Below are 16,064 nucleotides of genomic sequence, written 5' to 3'. Positions count from 1 at the left end.
GCGCGCGTCTGGTTGGCGTAGCGGCACCGGCCGCGGCCGCTACAGCCAGCCGCGCGCGGAGGCGTGCAGGACCGCCTGGGAGCGGTCAGCAACGCCGAGCTTGCGGTAGACGTTGTGGCAATGCGTGCGCACGGTGCTCGCCGAGAGCCCGAGCTCGACGGCGATCTCCTTGTAGATCTTGCCCTCGGCCAGACCGCGCAGCACCGCTGTCTGGGCGCGTGACAGCGGCGAAGGCTCGGTGGCCCGCGGGGCCGCGTCACCCGTGCGCGACAGGTCGAACATCAGCGCGCGCAGCTGCTGCGGGGAGAGGCCGGCGGCGACCGCGCCGTGGAGCATGACCTGCGGATCGACCGGCCGGGCATGGACGTAGTGGGCGAGCATGTCGGCAAGCCGCAACACCGCAGCCGGGCCCTCGGCATCGACGGCATGGTGGCCCTCGACCATCTCGGCGATCTCCTCGGGCAGTGCCCAGCGGCGGAGCATCAGGCCGCCGACCACCGCGTGGTCGACGCCGAGCACGCGGCGCTCGGCGCGGACGCGACCGTCCGGGGTGTCGGCATCGCCGTGCACCGCGCGCGGATAACCGGGCGAGGACTGCTCGAGGACGAGCTTGCCGATGTCGTGCAGCAGCGCGCCGACCAGCAGCGTGTCGCGGTCAGGTCGGTGCAGCATGCGCGCAATCAGATCGGTGGCGCGCTGGGTGGCCATCGCGTGCAGGCGCAGATGCTCGAGCGGCTTGTCCCAGCCGGCGATGTGCTGGAAGTAGTCGACCGAGCCCATCGCGCGGACGACGTCTGCGAGCTGCTCGCGGCTGAGCTGGCGCACCGCCTCGGGAATCGTCGTGACCGGGCGCTCGGTGACGCTCAGCGCGTTGGCCGCACGGACCGTCGCAACGGTCAGCGCGAGGTCGGACTCGATGACCCCGAGCAGTTGCGCATCCTCGGTGGACGGCTCGGCCAGCAGCTGCTCGAGGCGCTCATGCGACTCTCGCAGCGCCGGCAGGCGCGCAACCCGCACCATGGCGGAGGAGAGCGCCGTAGCACGGCGGCGCCGCTCGTCGCCGGCGTTCGCGGCACAAGCGGGCGCGGGCGCCGGGGCGCCGTCACCGTCGCGGCTGAAGCGCCCCGCACGGTCGCGGTTGGTGACGGTGACGGCCAGCAGCGCGTCGACCACGGCGGGGTCGAACTGCGCACCGGCACCGTCCGCCAGCTCCTGGCGCGCATGCTCCTCATCGAGCGCGCGGCGATAGGAGCGGTTGGAGGTCATCGCATGCCACGCGTCGGCCACGGCGATGATGCGGCTGGCGATGGGGATCGCCTCACCGGCGAGCTCGTCGGGGTAGCCGCGACCGTCCCAGCGCTCGTGATGGCCGCGAACCGCCGCGGCGACCGCCGCACCGCCAGGCACGCTGGCCAGCGCCTCGGCGCCCCAGCCGGGGTGCTTGCGCATGACCTCCCACTCGGCCGGCGTCAGGCGGCCCGGCTTGTGGAGGATGACGTCGGGCACGCCGATCTTGCCGAGGTCGTGCAGGCGCGCGGCCATCTCGAGCTCGCGCAAGGCTTCCGGCGGCAACTTCAGGTGGCGGGCGATCGCCTCGCAGAGCGCCACGACCTCCTCGGCGTGGCTGCCCGTGTAGCCGTCGCGCAGGTCCAGCAGTTTGGCGAGCGCGCCGACGCCGGCCTCGAACAGGCGCTCGGCCGCCGCAGCGCGCTCGGCGCTGCGCCAGCTCAGACCGGCAAGGACGGCGAGACCGTGCACCGCGTCGTCGAGTCCAGTGCCGGCGGCTGCCGCGTCGCCACCCATGACCGCCAGCGTTCCGAGTTGCTCACCATCGCTGTCGCAGACCGCAACCTGCGCGGCGACGCCCAGGCCCGCAAGGCGCGCGGGCGCGAGCACGGTGCCGCGACGGCTCGCACCGTCGCCGGCGCCGGCGACGACCCGCAGCGCATCGGCACCCGCCTCGACGAGGATCAGCGCGCCCTCGACGCCCGGCAGCCGGCACGCCTGGTCGACGACCAGATCCACGGCCTGCTCCTGGGCCCGCCCAACGCGTTGTTGAGCCCGATCTTCCGCGATCAGCGGCCATGACACGATGCTGCCCCCTTGCTCTCGGATCGACCGATGGATCAATCGATTCTTGGCGCATTGGGGTTCCCCGCCAGCGTTCCACTAAACGGAGCACTTCCGTTCTTTCGCACCATGCCTAGGCGCCGCGCGGGCTCCAGGAACGACGAAACCCCGCCGCAGGCGGGGCTTCACAAGCCCTCCATCGGGATCGAACCGATGACCTCTTCCTTACCATGGAAGCGCTCTACCGTCTGAGCTAGGAGGGCGGCGGATTTCTGATTCTAGCCAATTGGCTCTGAAAACCGCAGCCAACTGGCTTAAGGGGAACGTGCGCCGGCGCCGCTACTCGACGAGGCCGCGGCGCATGCCTTCGGCCACCGCGGCGGCCCGGTCAGAGACGCCGAGCTTCTCGTAGACGTTCTTGAGATGGGTCTTGACCGTCTCGGGGCTGAGGTGCAGCTCCCGGCCGATCGACGGCGCGCTCTGGCCGCCGGCGGTCAGCCGCAGCACCTCGAGCTCGCGCGGGCTGAGCAACGGCCGCTGCCACACGGGCTCGGCCACGTCGACCTGCAGACGGTCGCCGCGGGCGGCGGCCGCCACGGCGTCGCAGATCGCATCGCGGTTGACCTCTTTGGAGAGGTAGGCCATCGCGCCCGCGGCGAGCCCTTCGCGCGCCTCGGGCGGCAGCACGGTCGCCGAGAGCAGCACGACCGCCGTCGGCAAGTCGTCGCGCTGCACCGCGCGCAGGACGGAGTGACCGTCGAGGCCGGGCATCTTGACGTCGAGCAGCGCGACGTCGGGCTTCAGGACCCGGATCTCCTCCAGCGCGGTCCGGCCGTCCTGCGCCTCGCCGACCACTTCGAAGTCCGGTCGCCGCCTGAGCGCGAGCACGACGCCGTCCCGGAAGACCGGATGGTCGTCCGCCACATACACCCTGACCCTCATGCCGTTGTCCATGGCCTCCCTGCCGCCCCCTTGATGCGACAAGGGGCGATTCTAATGCGACGAGTCAAGGCTCGTTCTACGCAGGTGTGGCGGAGCGTTCCGTGGCGGTGATCGTTGTGACCGGCAGGCCGAGACCGCCGATCTTTGAGGGCAGATCCAGGCGCAGCCAGCGCGAGACGCGCGCGGGCAGCGTCGAGACGATGATCTCGTCGAAGCCGTGCAGGTTGACGGCGTCCTGGACGGCGTTGAGCGGCTCAGGATCGCCGACCATACTCTCGACCTGCGCGCCCGCGGCCTGCTCGAGCAGCGGCAGCGCCAGCGCGAGGACGGCCTGGGCATCATCGTCGTCCTGGTCCTCGGCGTCGACGATCCGGTGCAGCCCGTGAGCGACGTTGGGCACCAGCAGCGTGAACGCACAGGGACCGCGAGCGGCCCGCTGGCGGACGGCCTCGAGCAGCGCCGGGGTGGCAGCCGTGCGGTGGGCGACCACGAGGACGCGGGTTGGTGTGGAGGACTCCATGGGACAGGAACTCCTTTTTGATCGCGTGTGCGCCCATGCTCGCACCGCGACGGCCCGCGCGCCAGTGGCGGCGCGCGGGACGGACCTACCGAGGCGGCTAGGCCTTGGCGATCTTCTTGAGGTCGACCACGAAGATCAGCGGCGCGTTGGCCGGGATCGTCGGGGGGGAACCGGCAGCGCCATAGGCGAGGTCGGCCGGGATGACGAGGATGCGACGGCCGCCGACCTTCATGCCCGGGACGCCCTGGTCCCAGCCCTGGATGACCTGGCCCTGGCCGAGCGTGAACTGAAACGGCGTGCGGCCCTTCTTCCAGGAGGTGTCGAACTCCTTGCCGTCGGCGAAGAGCTGGCCGACGTACTGGACGGTGACCTTGTCACCCTCCTTGGCCTCGGCGCCCTTGCCGACGACGACGTCGGAGCCCTGCAGCTCCTTCGGCGCGGCCCCGGTCGCCTTCGGCGCCGTGGGCTTGGTCTTCAGGTCGGTGCTCACCCCGGTGACGTTCTTCTGCTCGGGGAGCGGCTCGCCCGGCTGGCGGGTCTTCACGGTCGACTCGGTCGACGCGAGCGAGGCCGGCAGCGTCGTGCCCGGGTCGCCGTCGATCTTGGAGCCATCCTTGCGGAAGCCATCGTCGCTGCCGCCGCCACAACCGGCCGTGAGGCCGGCGGCGAGTGACAGAACGCTCAGGGACAGTGCGATTGAACGGGTTCTGGTCATGAGAAGGGCGGCATGCTAACCGCATTTTCTTAAGGGAAGGTGCAGGAACCGTGTACGAGGCCAGTACCGTTTGGCAGGTGCCGCCGGAGCCACGCGAGATTCAAGAGCCTCCGTTGAGTCCAGAACCGGCCGGCTTCGACCAGGATGGCGACGCAACGCGACGCACCTGGCTGGCCAGTGAGCGCACGGTTTTGGCCTGGCTGCGAACGGGTCTGACCGCGACCGCCGTGGCGCTCGCGGTCGGCAAGGTCGTGCCCGATCTGCGCAACGGGGGGACGACCTGGCCGTTCATCGTCCTCGGCGTTGGCTACGGGCTCCTCGGCGTGCTGATCGTCGCCTACGGCTTTTACCGCGGGCGTGAAGTGGACCGCGCGATCCGTGCCGGCCGCTGGCTGACGCTCGACGATCGCGCGATGTGGCTCATCGGCGGGCTGGCGATCGCCCTCGGCGTCCTTGCCGTCGTGGCGATCGTCGCAGACACCTAGGCTAGGTCGTCGATGGCGCCAGCGGCCACGGCGCAGCAACCCGCGTAAACGTGCGCGGACCGTCCCATTGGGCGTAGGCGTCCCGCGCGTTGTCGGCGTCGTGCCGGACCGACGCGCCGTGGGCCGTGGCCACCGGATCGGCGGGGTAGTTGATGACCTTGCCCTCCGTCCTTGCGCCGACCATCAAGATCGCGCACGGCTCCGCGCTGACGCCGATCGTGATGTGACGCGTGCCTGGCGGGCAGTGCAGGTAGTCCCACTGACCCAGCCGCCGCTCCTGGCCCTCGATGATCGCCAGGCACTCACCTGAGAGGACCAGGAACCCCTCCTGGTCGCTCTCGGCGTGATAGAAGCCCGGCATCTCGGCCGGCGGGAGGACGTGCACGCCGATGCCGAACTGCTCGAAGCGAGCCTCGTCGGACTCCAGCAGCGACCACGTCCCGCCTCGCTCGGTCGTCTCCCAGACGGCCTCCGCGACGTTGAGGACGAACCAGCCCTCACCCTCAACGCGCCGGCCCGTCTCGGTCTGCACCACCCGTGCCTCGCGCATGGCGCTAGCGGTAGGTGAGCCGGCGCGTGATCCGGATCTTGCTGATGATCGACGTCGCGGGCGCCGTGGCCGAGCCGGCGTAGTGGACCCGCAGCCGGTAGGTCCCGGTGCGGCGCTGGGTGAAGCGCTTGCTGAACGTCGACTTCGACGAGATCTTGGTCTTGCCGATCGACTGGTACCTGCCGCCCTTCGTGCCGCGCGCCAGCGCGAGGGAGACGGTGCCGCGGATGGTCTTGTCGCGCACGGTGCCGCGCAGCAGGTAGCTCGGGCCGCGGGCGTCCGGGAAGGTGAGGAGGTCGAGGTCGAACGGCACGATCGCGGTGATCGTCACCGGCGGGCTCCACGGCGACGTGTACTCGCCGTTCTTGGCGCGCGCGACGACGGTCCACGTGCCGGGCGTGCGCAGCGACAGGTCGATCGTGCCGGTCGTCTGGTTGACGTAGCCGGCCGTCGACGGACCGCTGATCGAGCCGTCGGCCGCCAGCACCGCGCCCTGGGCGTACTGGACGTCGTAGGTGCTGGCCCCCGGGTTCAGCCCCACCGGCAGCGACAGCGTGTTAGTGGAGAAGCTGTTGGCCGCGCGGATCAGGAACGGGCCGGGCGGCGGCGTCAGCGCCACGCTGGAGCCGATCGTGTAGACGTAGCTCTCGGTCGAGGTTGGCGTCTTGCAGGTCGTGTCGGCCTTGGCGTAGTTGGTGATCGTCACCGTGTAGTTGCCGTTGCCGCGGAAGTCGGTGATGCGCGTCCAGTTGTCGTTGAGAAAGCACGTCAGCGCCGAGGCGACCGCGACGCCGTCGGGACCGGTCACCGTCGCGCTGAAGCGGCCTTCGGTGGTCGGGAAGCCGATGCCGACGGTTGGCGACATGTTGCGGATCGCGACAGGGGCGCCCTGGACGAGCCCGACCGGGTTGCCGGCATCGCCGGTGACGGTGACCGTCGCCGCGTCAGCGGCGTTGGCGCCAGCGAGGGCGAAGAGGATGGACGTGGCTGCCACGGCAAAGCAGCGACGCGTGCGCGTGTGATGCACCTGAAAGCTCCCTGTCTGGACCGGCGTGCGAAAGACGCTGTTCCCAGACAGGACACAAACCGAACCGCGACGTTGCGAAAGACCGCGCTATCCGGGCGCGGGAAGGCTCACGAAGAGCACGCCGGCGCCCGTGGCATCCACCGCGCTGAGCGCGCGCTCGTCGGCGTCGACGACCGCGCGGAACGCGGTCAGCTCGTGCGGATGGGAGACCGCGTTGTCGATCGCCAGCAGACCGGGACGGCGCAGGATCCGCACCAGGTCGTCCCAGTAGGCCGGGTATTCGGAGCGCTCGGCGTCGAGGAAGACGACGTCGATGCTGTCTGCCGGCGTCTGGGCCAGCACCAGCGCGGCATCGGAGACGTGGAGATCTACGACCTCCGAGAGACCAGCCCGCGCGAGGTTGCGCGCAGCCTCTGCAGCCCGCGCAGGATCCATCTCGACGCTGGAGAGCCGTCCGCCGTTGGCGGCAACCGCCTCACCGAGCCAGATCGTCGAATAGCCGTTGGAGGTCCCGAGCTCAAGCACCGACCGGACCCCGTAGGTCCGCAGCAGCAGGTTCAGCAGCGCGCCCGTCTCGGGCTCCAGATTGCGCAGCCGCTGCAGACGATCCTCGTGCTCGGCATCGTGTGCGCGACCTTCGCGATGGAGGTCGCCGAGCAGCGTGAGGAGACTGGCGTCCATCGAAAATGGCGGGAGAAGGATTCGAACCTTCGAAGGCGTAGCCACCTGATTTACAGTCAGGCCCCTTTGACCGCTCGGGTATCCCGCCAAGCGGCGCCGAAGTTTAGCGACCTGCGCCGCAACCTTTCACCCTGAGGTGCGGTCTATGGGGCGATGGCCGCCATTGATGCCTCTCCGCCCGCCCTCGCACCGAGCACGCTGGCCGCGATGACCGACGAGACGCTGGTCGGTCTCATCGCCGCCGGCAGCGACGATGCCTTCGCCGCGCTGGACGCGCGGTACCGGCGGCGGCTGGTGCGCTTCGCGCACGGCTTCGTCCCTGGTGGGACGGCCGATGCCGAGGATGTCGTGCAGGACGCAATGGTCCGTGCCGTGCGCGCGTTGCGCAACGGCAGCCGGCCCGACGCGGTCGGCGGGTGGCTGCACCGCATCACGCGCAACTGCGCGCTGGACCTCACGGCATCACGGCGCCGGCACCCGGTCATCGAGCTCGTCGACTACGTCCATCCGCCGGCCGAAGACGCCCAGGCAGCGGTCGAGCGGTCGCTCGGGGTCCGCGGCCTGGTCTCCGACGTCTCCCAGTTGCCGCCCACGCAGCGCTCGGCGCTGGTCCTCCGCGAGCTCGAGGGCCGCAGCTACGCCGACATCGCCGATGAGCTGGACACCACCGTGCCCGCCGTCAAGTCGCTGCTCGTGCGCGCCCGCCAGGGGCTCAAGCGGGCCCGCGACGGCCGGCGCGTCGCCGCCTGGCTGCCACTGCCGCTGCTCGGTCGGATCGTCGAGCGCGCCTCCTCGGCCTGGGAGCCGCTGGCCGCCGGCGCTACGCCGAAGGTCGCCTGCGCGGCGGTCGTCGTCGCCGGCTCGCTGCCGATGATGTCGGGCCCACCCACCCCGGCGCAGGTCGATCAGCCGCATCCTCAGCACCACGGCCCGGCGGTCACCGCGACCGCGCCGCCGCCCAAGGCCAAGGCGACCGGCGCGCCGATCGCCGACCCCACATCGGCCACGGGCGCTCACGCTCGCGGCGGCACCGCCCACGCGCCCGCAGACCACGGCTCGACCACCGCCATCGCCACCGAGCTGAAGGCCGACTGCGCCGACGGCGCGATCGACGGCAGCTACCCGTCGGCGGCCGTCGTCGGCGCCCTGCGAGCCTCTGACGACGGTCAGGAGTACGGCGGCTGCAAGCAGGCGCTGACCCAGGCCTCGCTGCGGGTGGGCGGGGTGGGCGGGCCTTAAAAAGTGAGAGGCCGCGCTCCCCAGCGCGGCCTCTCGGGAAAGTGAGGGGTGCGCTCCCCAGCGCACCCCTCTGACCCCTCTCCTCCTCCGGGAAATTCTCTCCCGGACTACGAGGCGTCCCTGAGGCGCTGGGCCTCGGGGAGCGACTCGAGCTTTTTCAAGGTGTGGTTCTCGATCTGACGGATCCGCTCCCGCGTGACGTTGAACGCGCGACCGACCTCCTCAAGGGTACGCGGTCGGCCACCGGTCAGGCCGAAGCGCATCTCGATCACCTCGCGCTCGCGCTGCGGCAGGGCCGCCAGGGCGCGATGCACGTTCTCCTTGCGCAGGTTCTCGGCGGCCAGCTCAAACGGCGACTCGGCCGTCTGATCCTCGACGAAGTCGCCCAGCTCGGACTCCTCCTCGTCGCCGATCGGCTTCTCCAGCGAGATCGGCTGCTGGCTCATCCGCAGGATGTCGCGCACCTCGCGCGGCGTGCAGTCGAGCTCTGAGGCGATCTCCTCCGGCGAGGGCTCACGGCCGAGCGCCTGGACGAGCTGGCGCTCGACGTGCACGACCTTGTTGAGCTTCTCGACCATGTGGACCGGGATCCGGATCGTGCGGCCCTTGTCGGCGATCGCACGCGTCACGGCCTGGCGGATCCACCACGTGGCGTACGTGGAGAACTTGTAGCCGCGGCGGTAGTCGAACTTCTCGACGGCGCGGATGAGGCCCAGCGAACCCTCCTGGATCAGGTCCAGGAACGTCAGGCCACGGCCGAGGTAGCCCTTGGCGATGGAGACGACGAGGCGCAAGTTGGCCTCGACCATCGCCTGCTTGGCGGCCATGTCGCCGCGTTCGATGCGCTTGGCCAGCGACACCTCCTGCTCGGCCGTCAGCAGCGCGACGCGGCCGATCGACCGCAGGTAGAGGCGCAGCGAATCGAGGCTCGGCTCGACCGTGAGGTCGATCTCGGGCTTCTTGCGCGTCTCGGCCGGCGTCGGCGATTGCCGCTCGGCAGCGGCCGCTTCGGCGCGCCCGCTCTCCGAGGTGACCGGCTTGCCTTCTGCCGTGACGATGGCGATCCCTTGCTCATCGAGATGCGCATGGAGCTCAGACAGCTGCTCCTTGGTGATCTCGACCTCTTCGAGCGTTGTGGTGATCTGCTCGATGGTGAGAAACCCGCGCTCTTGCCCTTCGTGGATGAGCGTCTGGAGCCCGTCGAGCTCCGTGATGGGTGCCTCGTCAGCGAGTAGAACGTCGGTCTTGGTGCTCAACCCGATCCTTGTGGACGTCGTTCCCGGGCCAGGCATCCCAGTGCCAGACCCCTCTCTCTTCCCTTTGCTGCTCTTGGAACGCACCCCGAGGTGCAAGTGCGACGTGACCGCCGCAAGAGGCTGAGCCGTATTCCTCTCGTGCTGTGACGGAGGGACTCGTAGCCGACGTCGGGATTGTTAGCACACGTTAGGACGAGCAGGGAATCCCAAAAAGTGGGGTCGATAGGCTAGTTCGGGTCATGGAGCCGACATCGACCCTCGTGAACTCCCCGGACGTCCAGGCCCAGAAGCCGACCGTCCACCTCTCCCTCTCGCGCGTCGGGGTGACCAACGTCGAGAAGGTGATCCGCATTTCGCGCGACGGTCGCGAGGAGCTCTACTGGGCCAACCTGGAGTGCTTCGTCGACCTCGGTCCGGCACAGAAGGGCGCGCACATGTCGCGCTTCGAGGAGACCGTCAACGAGGTCATCGGCGAAGTCATCCTTGGATCTTCTGCTTTCCGGGCTGAAGAGCTCGCGCAGCGCATCGCCGAGCTCGTGCGCGAGCGTCAGGACGCACGGCGAGCCGAGGTGACGATCGCCGCGCGCTACCCCGAGCACAAGCCGGCGCCGGTCTCGGGCATCCAGACCCAGGAGCTCTACACCCTGTTCGGAACGGCGGTCGCGACCGCCTCGGGAACGCGCCGGCTGATCGGCGTCGCTGCCCAGGGCATGACCGCATGTCCGTGTGCACAGGAACTTGTTGCCGGAGCGGCAAGGTCGCGTCTGACGGCAGACGGCTTCGACGACGACCAGATCGAGCGCATCTTCGACCACGTCCCGGTGGCCACCCACAACCAGCGCGGCCTCGGCACGCTGCACATCGGCTGCCCCGAGGACTGCGACACCGACATCGACGCCGCGACGCTGCTGCGGATCGTCGAGGACGCGATGTCCTCGGAGATCTACGAGATGATGAAGCGCTCCGACGAGGGCGCCGTCGTCGAGAAGGCCCACCGCCGCCCCCGCTTCGTCGAGGATTGTGTTCGCGAGATGGTCAAGGGCGTCGTCGAGCGGCTGCCCAACCTCGCGCCCGGCGCGTTCGTCTCCGCCCGTCAGGAGAACCTGGAGACGATCCACCAGCACAACGTCGTCGCCGAGCGCTTCGGCCTGCTCTCCGAGCTGCAGCACGAGTTGGGCGCCGGCAGCTACTCCGAGCGCCACATGTCGATGCGCGAATGGTTGGACGCCGCCGGCGAACAGCTCGCCTAGTGGCTCGTTCGCGCGGCCTCGGGGTCCTCAGCGTCTAGGTGATGCTTGGCCGCGCGCCGCTCCTCGGCCTCGCGGAGCATCCGGCGCAGGCCGAAGAAGTAGTCGATGCCGGAGACGACCGTGACGGCAACCGCGGCGTAGACGAGCAGATCGACCCACAGCGGCGTGGGGTCGAAGGCGATCAGGAAGAAGATCGCGGCGACCTGCACCATCGTCTTGAGCTTGCCCAGGCCGGCCGCCGGGATGATCACGCCCTGGGCGGTCGCGGCCATGCGCGTCACGGTCACGGCCAGCTCACGCGTGACGATCACCATGGCGATCCAGGCCTGCAGCCGGTCTAGCGACACGAGCGCGAAGAGCGCCGCGATCACCAGCAGCTTGTCGGCGATCGGGTCCATCAGCTTGCCAAACGAGGTGATGGAGTTGCGCGAGCGGGCCAGGTAGCCGTCCAGCGCGTCGGTCGCCGACGCCGCGGCGAAGACGATCGCCGCGAGCAGGTCGTTGCCCGTCTCCCCGAGCAGCGCGACGACCAGCACCGGGACCAAGAGGATCCGGACGACCGTCAACACGTTGGGCAGATTCAGCGGGAGCACGGCGTGCGGGGCAGTATCCCCTACTCCTAGGCCTCCGCCGACGGCGGGACCGCGCGCGAGACGCCGATGCTGGCGCAGACGACGAGCGCGATCGCGACGAGGTCACGCGCGCCGAGCGCCTGGCTGAGCACGAGGAAGCCGGCGAGCGCCGCCAGCGCCGGCTCAAGGCTCATCAGCACGCCGAAGACGTTGGCGGGCATGCGCCGCAGCGCCTCGGTCTCCAGGCTGTAGGGGATCACGCTGGAGGCCAGCGCGACGAGCGCGCCCAGCGCCAGCCACTGCGGTTCCAGCAGCGTCGTGCCCGCCTGCGCGATGCCCGGCACCAGCGGCACGAGCGCCGCGACGACCATCGCGATCGCCAGGCCCTGGTTGCCGTCGTAGGCCCGCGTCGCGCGCTGGGCGATCAAGATGTAGGCCGCCCAGCACGCCGCCGCGCCGAGGACCAGCACCAGCCCGACGCCGTCGATCCCGGCACCGAACGGATTGGCCAGCAGCACGATGCCCAGCGCGGCGATGGCGGCCCACACGAGGTCCAGCCGGCGCCGCGACGTGGCGACCGCGACGCCCAGCGGCCCGGCGAACTCGATCGTCACCGCGACGCCGAGCGGGATGCGATCCAGCGCCTCGTAGAAGAGGAGGTTCATGCCACCGAGCGTCAGGCCGAAGAGCGCGACGAGCCGCAGCTCGACGGCCGGCCGCCCGCGGACGTGGGGGCGCGAGAGGACGACGAGGATGACCGCGGCGAACCCGAGTCGCAGCAGCGACACCCCGGCCGCGCCGAGGTCGTCGAACATCGTCGCGGCAAGCGCCGCGCCAAACTGGATCGAGGTGACCCCGCACAGCACGAGGCCGATCGGGGGCGCCCGATCAAGGCCGGGAAGGCCTCGGGCGGTCGCCGTCTCCACACGGGCCACCGTAGCCGCATCGCCCGACCAACGCTCGTCGTCGAGTGGTGCCTGAACTCACCACTCGACGACGACCGCCGGCCAGGCGTTGGGGGCGGGAGGCGGGACGGGATCGTCCTAGCGCGCGACCGCCACGGGAAAGGGGCGAAAGCCCGGATGGCGGCCGGAGTCGACCACCAACATGTCCACGCGGCAGGAGGCCCGCCAGCGCAGCTCACGGGCCAGCGAGCTCCATCCCGCCGGCACCACGATCAGCTCCGCGTCATGCTCGCTGGCGACCGCGCACAGCGCCGCGACCAGCCCGCACCGGCGGACATGGCCGTTGACCGTCAGGCCGGCGGCGCTGAGCGCCCCCTGGACGTCCGCCAAGACGGCGTCCACCTCTGCCCGACGACCCAGCGTCCGTGCCAGCTCCTGTGCGCGTGCGCCCGGCGGCTCCCATGCCGCCACGACATGAACGGTGCCACGACGCGCCTCGGCCACGGCACCGGCGTACCAAGCTGCTGCCTCAGCGGCGGGGGAGCCGTCGGCAGGTACGACGATGTTCGTGGTCATGATGGCGGTCTCCAGCATCAGTCATTGCGCTCCATGCACCACCGTGGCGTTCATCGGGACGGAACGGCGTTCACCCGAGCACCTGAACGACGCACCGCGTTGCGGTGTTAACCGGCCAGCGGTTGTGCCCAGAGTTGTGTCCAGAGCCGCGGTCCAATACGGTCGCGGCCCTCATGGGGATGAGCGAACGGCGGCGGGTGGCGATCCTTGGTGGCGGAGCGGGCAGCCTGGCCGCGGCCTTTGAGCTGACGGCGACACCGGAGCTGCGCGAGCGCTACGACGTCACCGTCTACCAACTGGGCTGGCGGTTGGGTGGCAAGGGCGCGAGCGGGCGGCGGGAAATCGCCGGCGCGCAGCGCATCGAGGAGCACGGCCTCCACGTCTGGTTCGGCTTCTACGAGAACGCGTTTGACGTCATGCGCCGCGTCTACGAGGAGCTGGACCGACCGGCCGACGCCCCGCTGCGCACCTGGCGCGACGCCTTCCACCCGACCGACGAGGTCGTCCTCTGCGACGACACCGAGGACGGCCGCTGGATCCCGCGGCGCTTCCACTTCCCGAGCAACGACGGCGTCCCGGGGATCGCCAGCGAGCCACCCGGCCTGCACCGGCTGATGCGCGACGCGATCCGCATGCTGCGCTTCGTCGAACCGCCTGAGCACGCGTCGCTGCACCTCAAGGCGTTGGACAGCTTCCTCGATGGCTTCCTGCTCGGTCTGGAGAAGCTGCTCGGCGGCGACGACGGCGACTCCGAGCTGGAGGACCTCTTCGAGGCCTTCCTGCGCTTCGCGGGCCCGGTGCTGCATGTCGACGGGGATCCGACCCATCGTGGCGAGCCGCTGATCTGCCGCTTCCTGCGCCTGCTCACCGACGTCGTCTGGAAGATCACCGACGGCGGCCGCTACGCGATGACCTTCGACGTCACCGCGACGGTCTTTCGCGGCATCCTGACCGACGGCCTCGACGACAACGACAAGGGCGGCTTCGCCCAGGTCAACGGCGAGGAGCTCATGGCCTGGATGGCGCGGCACGGCGCTCGCCCCGAGACGCTGGCGGAGTCGCCGATCCTGCGCGCCTTCTACCAGCTCTGCTTCGCCTACCGCGACGGGGACCGCGAGCAGCCGTGCCTGGCCGCGGGCAAGGCGCTGCAGGCGATGCTGCGCATGTGCCTGGGCTACCGCGGCGCGATCATGTGGAAGATGCAGGCGGGGATGGGCGACGCGATCTTCGCGCCGATGTACGAGGCGCTGAAGGCCCGCGGTGTGCGCTTCGAGTTCTTCTGCGAGATCACCGACGTCGGCGTCTCGGCGGACGGTCAGCTCGTCGACAGCATCAGCGTGCGCCGCCAGGCGCAGACGGTCGGCGGTGCTGAGTACCAGCCGCTTGCGCCCGATGCCGGTGGGCTGATGAGCTGGCCGGCAGCGCCCTTCTACGACCAGCTCGCCGGGGGCGCCGCGCTGAGCGACATCGCCTTCGAGGCGGGCCAGAGCGCCCCGGGCGCCACCGAGCACGTGCTGAAGGTCGGCGCGGACTTCGACGACGTGGTGCTCGGCATCTCGATCGGCTCGCTGGCGCCGATCACCCGGAACCTGGCCGCAGCCGACCCGCGCTTTGCCGCGATGCTCGGGCATGCGACGACCGTCGCCACCCAGGCGCTGCAGGTCTGGATGACCACGACGCCGGAGGCGCTCGGACCGGTCAAGGACCCCAACCCGCCCGGCATGGTCTCCGGCGCCTACGTCAAGCCGCTGGACACGCTCTGCGACATGACCCATCTCCTGCCGCGCGAGGGCTGGCCGGCGCGTGACGGCGTGCAGTCGATCGGCTACTTCTGTGGGACGATGGAGGAGCCAGAGCATGACACGCAGGCCGACGCCGACGCGCGGGCCTTCGCCGCCGGCGTCGAGCATCTGCGCGAGAAGGCGCTGGTGCTGTGGCCGGGCGCAGAAAGCGGAGGGCGAGCATCGGCATCCGGCGCCTTCGACTGGGACCTGCTCTTCGATCCGACCGACGCGGCAGGCGAGGATCGCGTCCGGGCCCAGTACTGGCGGGCCAACGTCTTCGGCAGCGAGCGCTACGTGCTCACGCCGCCGGGCTCGATCGAGTTCCGCCTGCGCCCGAGCGAGGCCGTGCCGACCAACCTCGCGCTCGCGGGCGACTGGACGCGCAACGGCATCTGCGGCGGCAGCGTCGAGGCGGCGGTGACCTCAGGCCGACTCGCCGCGCAGCATCTGAGCGGGAGCCCCGCGGTAGTCCCCGGAACCGAAGGCTGGCTGGAGAGCGACTGAATGACCGATCTACCTCCCTACGTCGAGTTCGGCGGCCTGGGCTCTGCGCCCGGCCCGCTGCAGTGCGACGACACCACGTTGTACGTCTTCGGGCTAAAGGCCGACCACGCCAAGCTCGACGCCCTCTGCACGAAGGTGTTCAAGGACCCGACCGGCGGCGCCGTCGACTACCGGCCGCTGGGCGACAACGTCATCGTCACCTTCGGCGTCGTCGGCGCGATCCGCCCCACGCTCGAGCCGTGGCACTCGATGGGCGCGGTCCGCGAGCCCCAGGTCGGCTTCTGGATCCCCGTCGCCCGCGTCAAGGAGAAGGACGACAAGTTGGTCGCCCAGGACTTCGGGATGTTCTGCGCGGCGATGATGTTGGACAACCCGATCTCGCTGCTGTCGGGCCGCGAGGACTACGGCTATCCCAAGACGATGGGCTGGTCGACGCTGCCGACCGATGCGGGGGCGGGCGGGTCGAATTCTCTGACCCTCGATGTCTTCGGCATGAACTTCAACGCCGGGGAGTCGCCGGAGCGCCGCCCGCTGATGGCGCTGACGCCGGTCGGCGACGAGCTCTCAGAGGTCGAGCTGGGGATCGGCGACATCCTGACCGTGAGCCAGCGGTTCAAGGAAGTGCTCTTCGAGCAGCCCCAGGTCGACCTCGGCCTGCACTTCGCCTACGAGTTCGGCAAGGCGCTGCACGAGCACAAGGTCAACCAGGTGTTCTTGAAGCAGATCCGCGCGACGCAGGACGGCCGGCGCGCCGACATCCAGCAGGTCGTCGTCGCGCCCGCGATCACCAAGAACATCAAGGTGACCCAGCTGCGCCACGACTACGACCTGACATTGCACCAGCTCGACAGCCACCCGCTGCACGCCGAGCTCGGGATCGTCCCCGATCAGCGCGTGACGCTCTCGCTGCGCATGCACTTCGACTTCCTCATCGAGGCGGGCGAGGTGCGCTGGAGCGCCGCAGGAACCACAGCCGGCTGAGCGGCGC

General features: G+C 70.2%; 16 protein-coding genes and 2 tRNA genes. 5 read left to right on the top strand and 13 right to left on the bottom strand.

Annotated elements, in window-relative coordinates; translation table 11 throughout:
• Positions 1–39 precede the first annotated feature (39 nt).
• From VGO10_RS10720 to VGO10_RS10700, 5 genes are all read right to left on the bottom strand, one after another.
• Positions 40–2,025, bottom strand: a complete 1,986-nt coding sequence (locus VGO10_RS10720) for an HD domain-containing phosphohydrolase (RefSeq protein ID WP_327468054.1) — start codon at positions 2,023–2,025, stop codon at positions 40–42.
• Between the two features lie 235 nt (positions 2,026–2,260).
• Positions 2,261–2,333, bottom strand: a tRNA-Thr gene (locus VGO10_RS10715).
• Positions 2,334–2,409: 76 nt separating this feature from the next.
• On the bottom strand, positions 2,410–3,024 hold the full coding sequence (locus tag VGO10_RS10710; RefSeq protein WP_349258938.1) for a response regulator transcription factor: 615 nt from the start codon (positions 3,022–3,024) through the stop codon (positions 2,410–2,412).
• Between the two features lie 64 nt (positions 3,025–3,088).
• Positions 3,089–3,532 (bottom strand): hypothetical protein, encoded by a 444-nt coding sequence (locus VGO10_RS10705; protein ID WP_327468050.1) that lies wholly within the window; start codon positions 3,530–3,532, stop codon positions 3,089–3,091.
• 97 nt (positions 3,533–3,629) lie between these two features.
• Positions 3,630–4,247: an FKBP-type peptidyl-prolyl cis-trans isomerase gene (locus VGO10_RS10700; RefSeq protein ID WP_327468048.1), complete on the bottom strand. Its 618-nt coding sequence runs from the start codon at positions 4,245–4,247 to the stop codon at positions 3,630–3,632.
• Between the two features lie 113 nt (positions 4,248–4,360).
• Here VGO10_RS10700 and VGO10_RS10695 point away from each other — a divergent pair, with 113 nt between their 5' ends.
• Positions 4,361–4,732: a DUF202 domain-containing protein gene (locus tag VGO10_RS10695; RefSeq protein WP_327468046.1), complete on the top strand. Its 372-nt coding sequence runs from the start codon at positions 4,361–4,363 to the stop codon at positions 4,730–4,732.
• Between the two features lies 1 nt (position 4,733).
• Here the strand turns inward: VGO10_RS10695 and VGO10_RS10690 are convergent, their stop codons facing one another.
• The 4 genes from VGO10_RS10690 to VGO10_RS10675 form a co-directional block, all read right to left on the bottom strand.
• The gene (locus VGO10_RS10690; protein ID WP_327468044.1) at positions 4,734–5,282 is read right to left on the bottom strand and encodes a cupin domain-containing protein; all 549 of its coding nucleotides are present in this window, start codon (positions 5,280–5,282) and stop codon (positions 4,734–4,736) included.
• Between the two features lie 4 nt (positions 5,283–5,286).
• Complete coding sequence (locus tag VGO10_RS10685) at positions 5,287–6,276, bottom strand: hypothetical protein (protein WP_327468042.1); 990 nt, start codon at positions 6,274–6,276, stop codon at positions 5,287–5,289.
• Between the two features lie 120 nt (positions 6,277–6,396).
• Positions 6,397–6,990 carry an O-methyltransferase gene (locus tag VGO10_RS10680; protein WP_327468040.1) on the bottom strand — a complete coding sequence of 198 codons (594 nt, stop codon included), beginning with the start codon at positions 6,988–6,990 and terminating at the stop codon, positions 6,397–6,399.
• Positions 6,991–6,996: 6 nt separating this feature from the next.
• Positions 6,997–7,078: transfer RNA gene (locus VGO10_RS10675), tRNA-Tyr, on the bottom strand.
• Positions 7,079–7,143: 65 nt separating this feature from the next.
• Between VGO10_RS10675 and VGO10_RS10670 the strand changes: the two genes are divergently transcribed.
• Positions 7,144–8,229, top strand: a complete 1,086-nt coding sequence (locus tag VGO10_RS10670) for a sigma-70 family RNA polymerase sigma factor (protein ID WP_327468038.1) — start codon at positions 7,144–7,146, stop codon at positions 8,227–8,229.
• A 107-nt stretch (positions 8,230–8,336) separates the two neighbouring features.
• Here the strand turns inward: VGO10_RS10670 and VGO10_RS10665 are convergent, their stop codons facing one another.
• A complete protein-coding gene (locus VGO10_RS10665; protein WP_327468036.1) occupies positions 8,337–9,485 on the bottom strand; it encodes a sigma-70 family RNA polymerase sigma factor in 1,149 nt (382 codons plus the stop codon).
• Between the two features lie 239 nt (positions 9,486–9,724).
• On the opposite strand from VGO10_RS10665, the gene mptA reads away from it, so the two are divergent.
• Positions 9,725–10,735, top strand: coding sequence for a GTP cyclohydrolase MptA (gene mptA, locus VGO10_RS10660; protein ID WP_327468034.1), 1,011 nt, complete (start codon positions 9,725–9,727; stop codon positions 10,733–10,735).
• Here the strand turns inward: mptA and pgsA are convergent.
• From pgsA to VGO10_RS10645, 3 genes are all read right to left on the bottom strand, one after another.
• Complete coding sequence (pgsA, locus tag VGO10_RS10655; RefSeq protein ID WP_327468032.1) at positions 10,732–11,328, bottom strand: CDP-diacylglycerol--glycerol-3-phosphate 3-phosphatidyltransferase; 597 nt, start codon at positions 11,326–11,328, stop codon at positions 10,732–10,734. The genes mptA and pgsA overlap by 4 nt on opposite strands.
• A 26-nt stretch (positions 11,329–11,354) precedes the next feature.
• Positions 11,355–12,233 carry an EamA family transporter gene (locus VGO10_RS10650; protein WP_327468030.1) on the bottom strand — a complete coding sequence of 293 codons (879 nt, stop codon included), beginning with the start codon at positions 12,231–12,233 and terminating at the stop codon, positions 11,355–11,357.
• 117 nt (positions 12,234–12,350) lie between these two features.
• Positions 12,351–12,788: a universal stress protein gene (locus tag VGO10_RS10645; RefSeq protein WP_327468028.1), complete on the bottom strand. Its 438-nt coding sequence runs from the start codon at positions 12,786–12,788 to the stop codon at positions 12,351–12,353.
• Between the two features lie 173 nt (positions 12,789–12,961).
• On the opposite strand from VGO10_RS10645, the gene VGO10_RS10640 reads away from it, so the two are divergent.
• On the top strand, positions 12,962–15,076 hold the full coding sequence (locus tag VGO10_RS10640; protein ID WP_327468026.1) for an NAD(P)-binding protein: 2,115 nt from the start codon (positions 12,962–12,964) through the stop codon (positions 15,074–15,076).
• A complete protein-coding gene (locus VGO10_RS10635; protein WP_327468024.1) occupies positions 15,077–16,057 on the top strand; it encodes a hypothetical protein in 981 nt (326 codons plus the stop codon). It abuts the gene before it with no gap.
• Positions 16,058–16,064: the final 7 nt, after the last annotated feature.

The organism is Baekduia sp., from assembly GCF_035996765.1.
GTDB lineage: Bacteria > Actinomycetota > Thermoleophilia > Solirubrobacterales > Solirubrobacteraceae > Baekduia.
The sequence above is the reverse complement of the archived record's forward strand: the minus strand, read 5'-3'. Positions and strand labels throughout refer to the sequence as shown.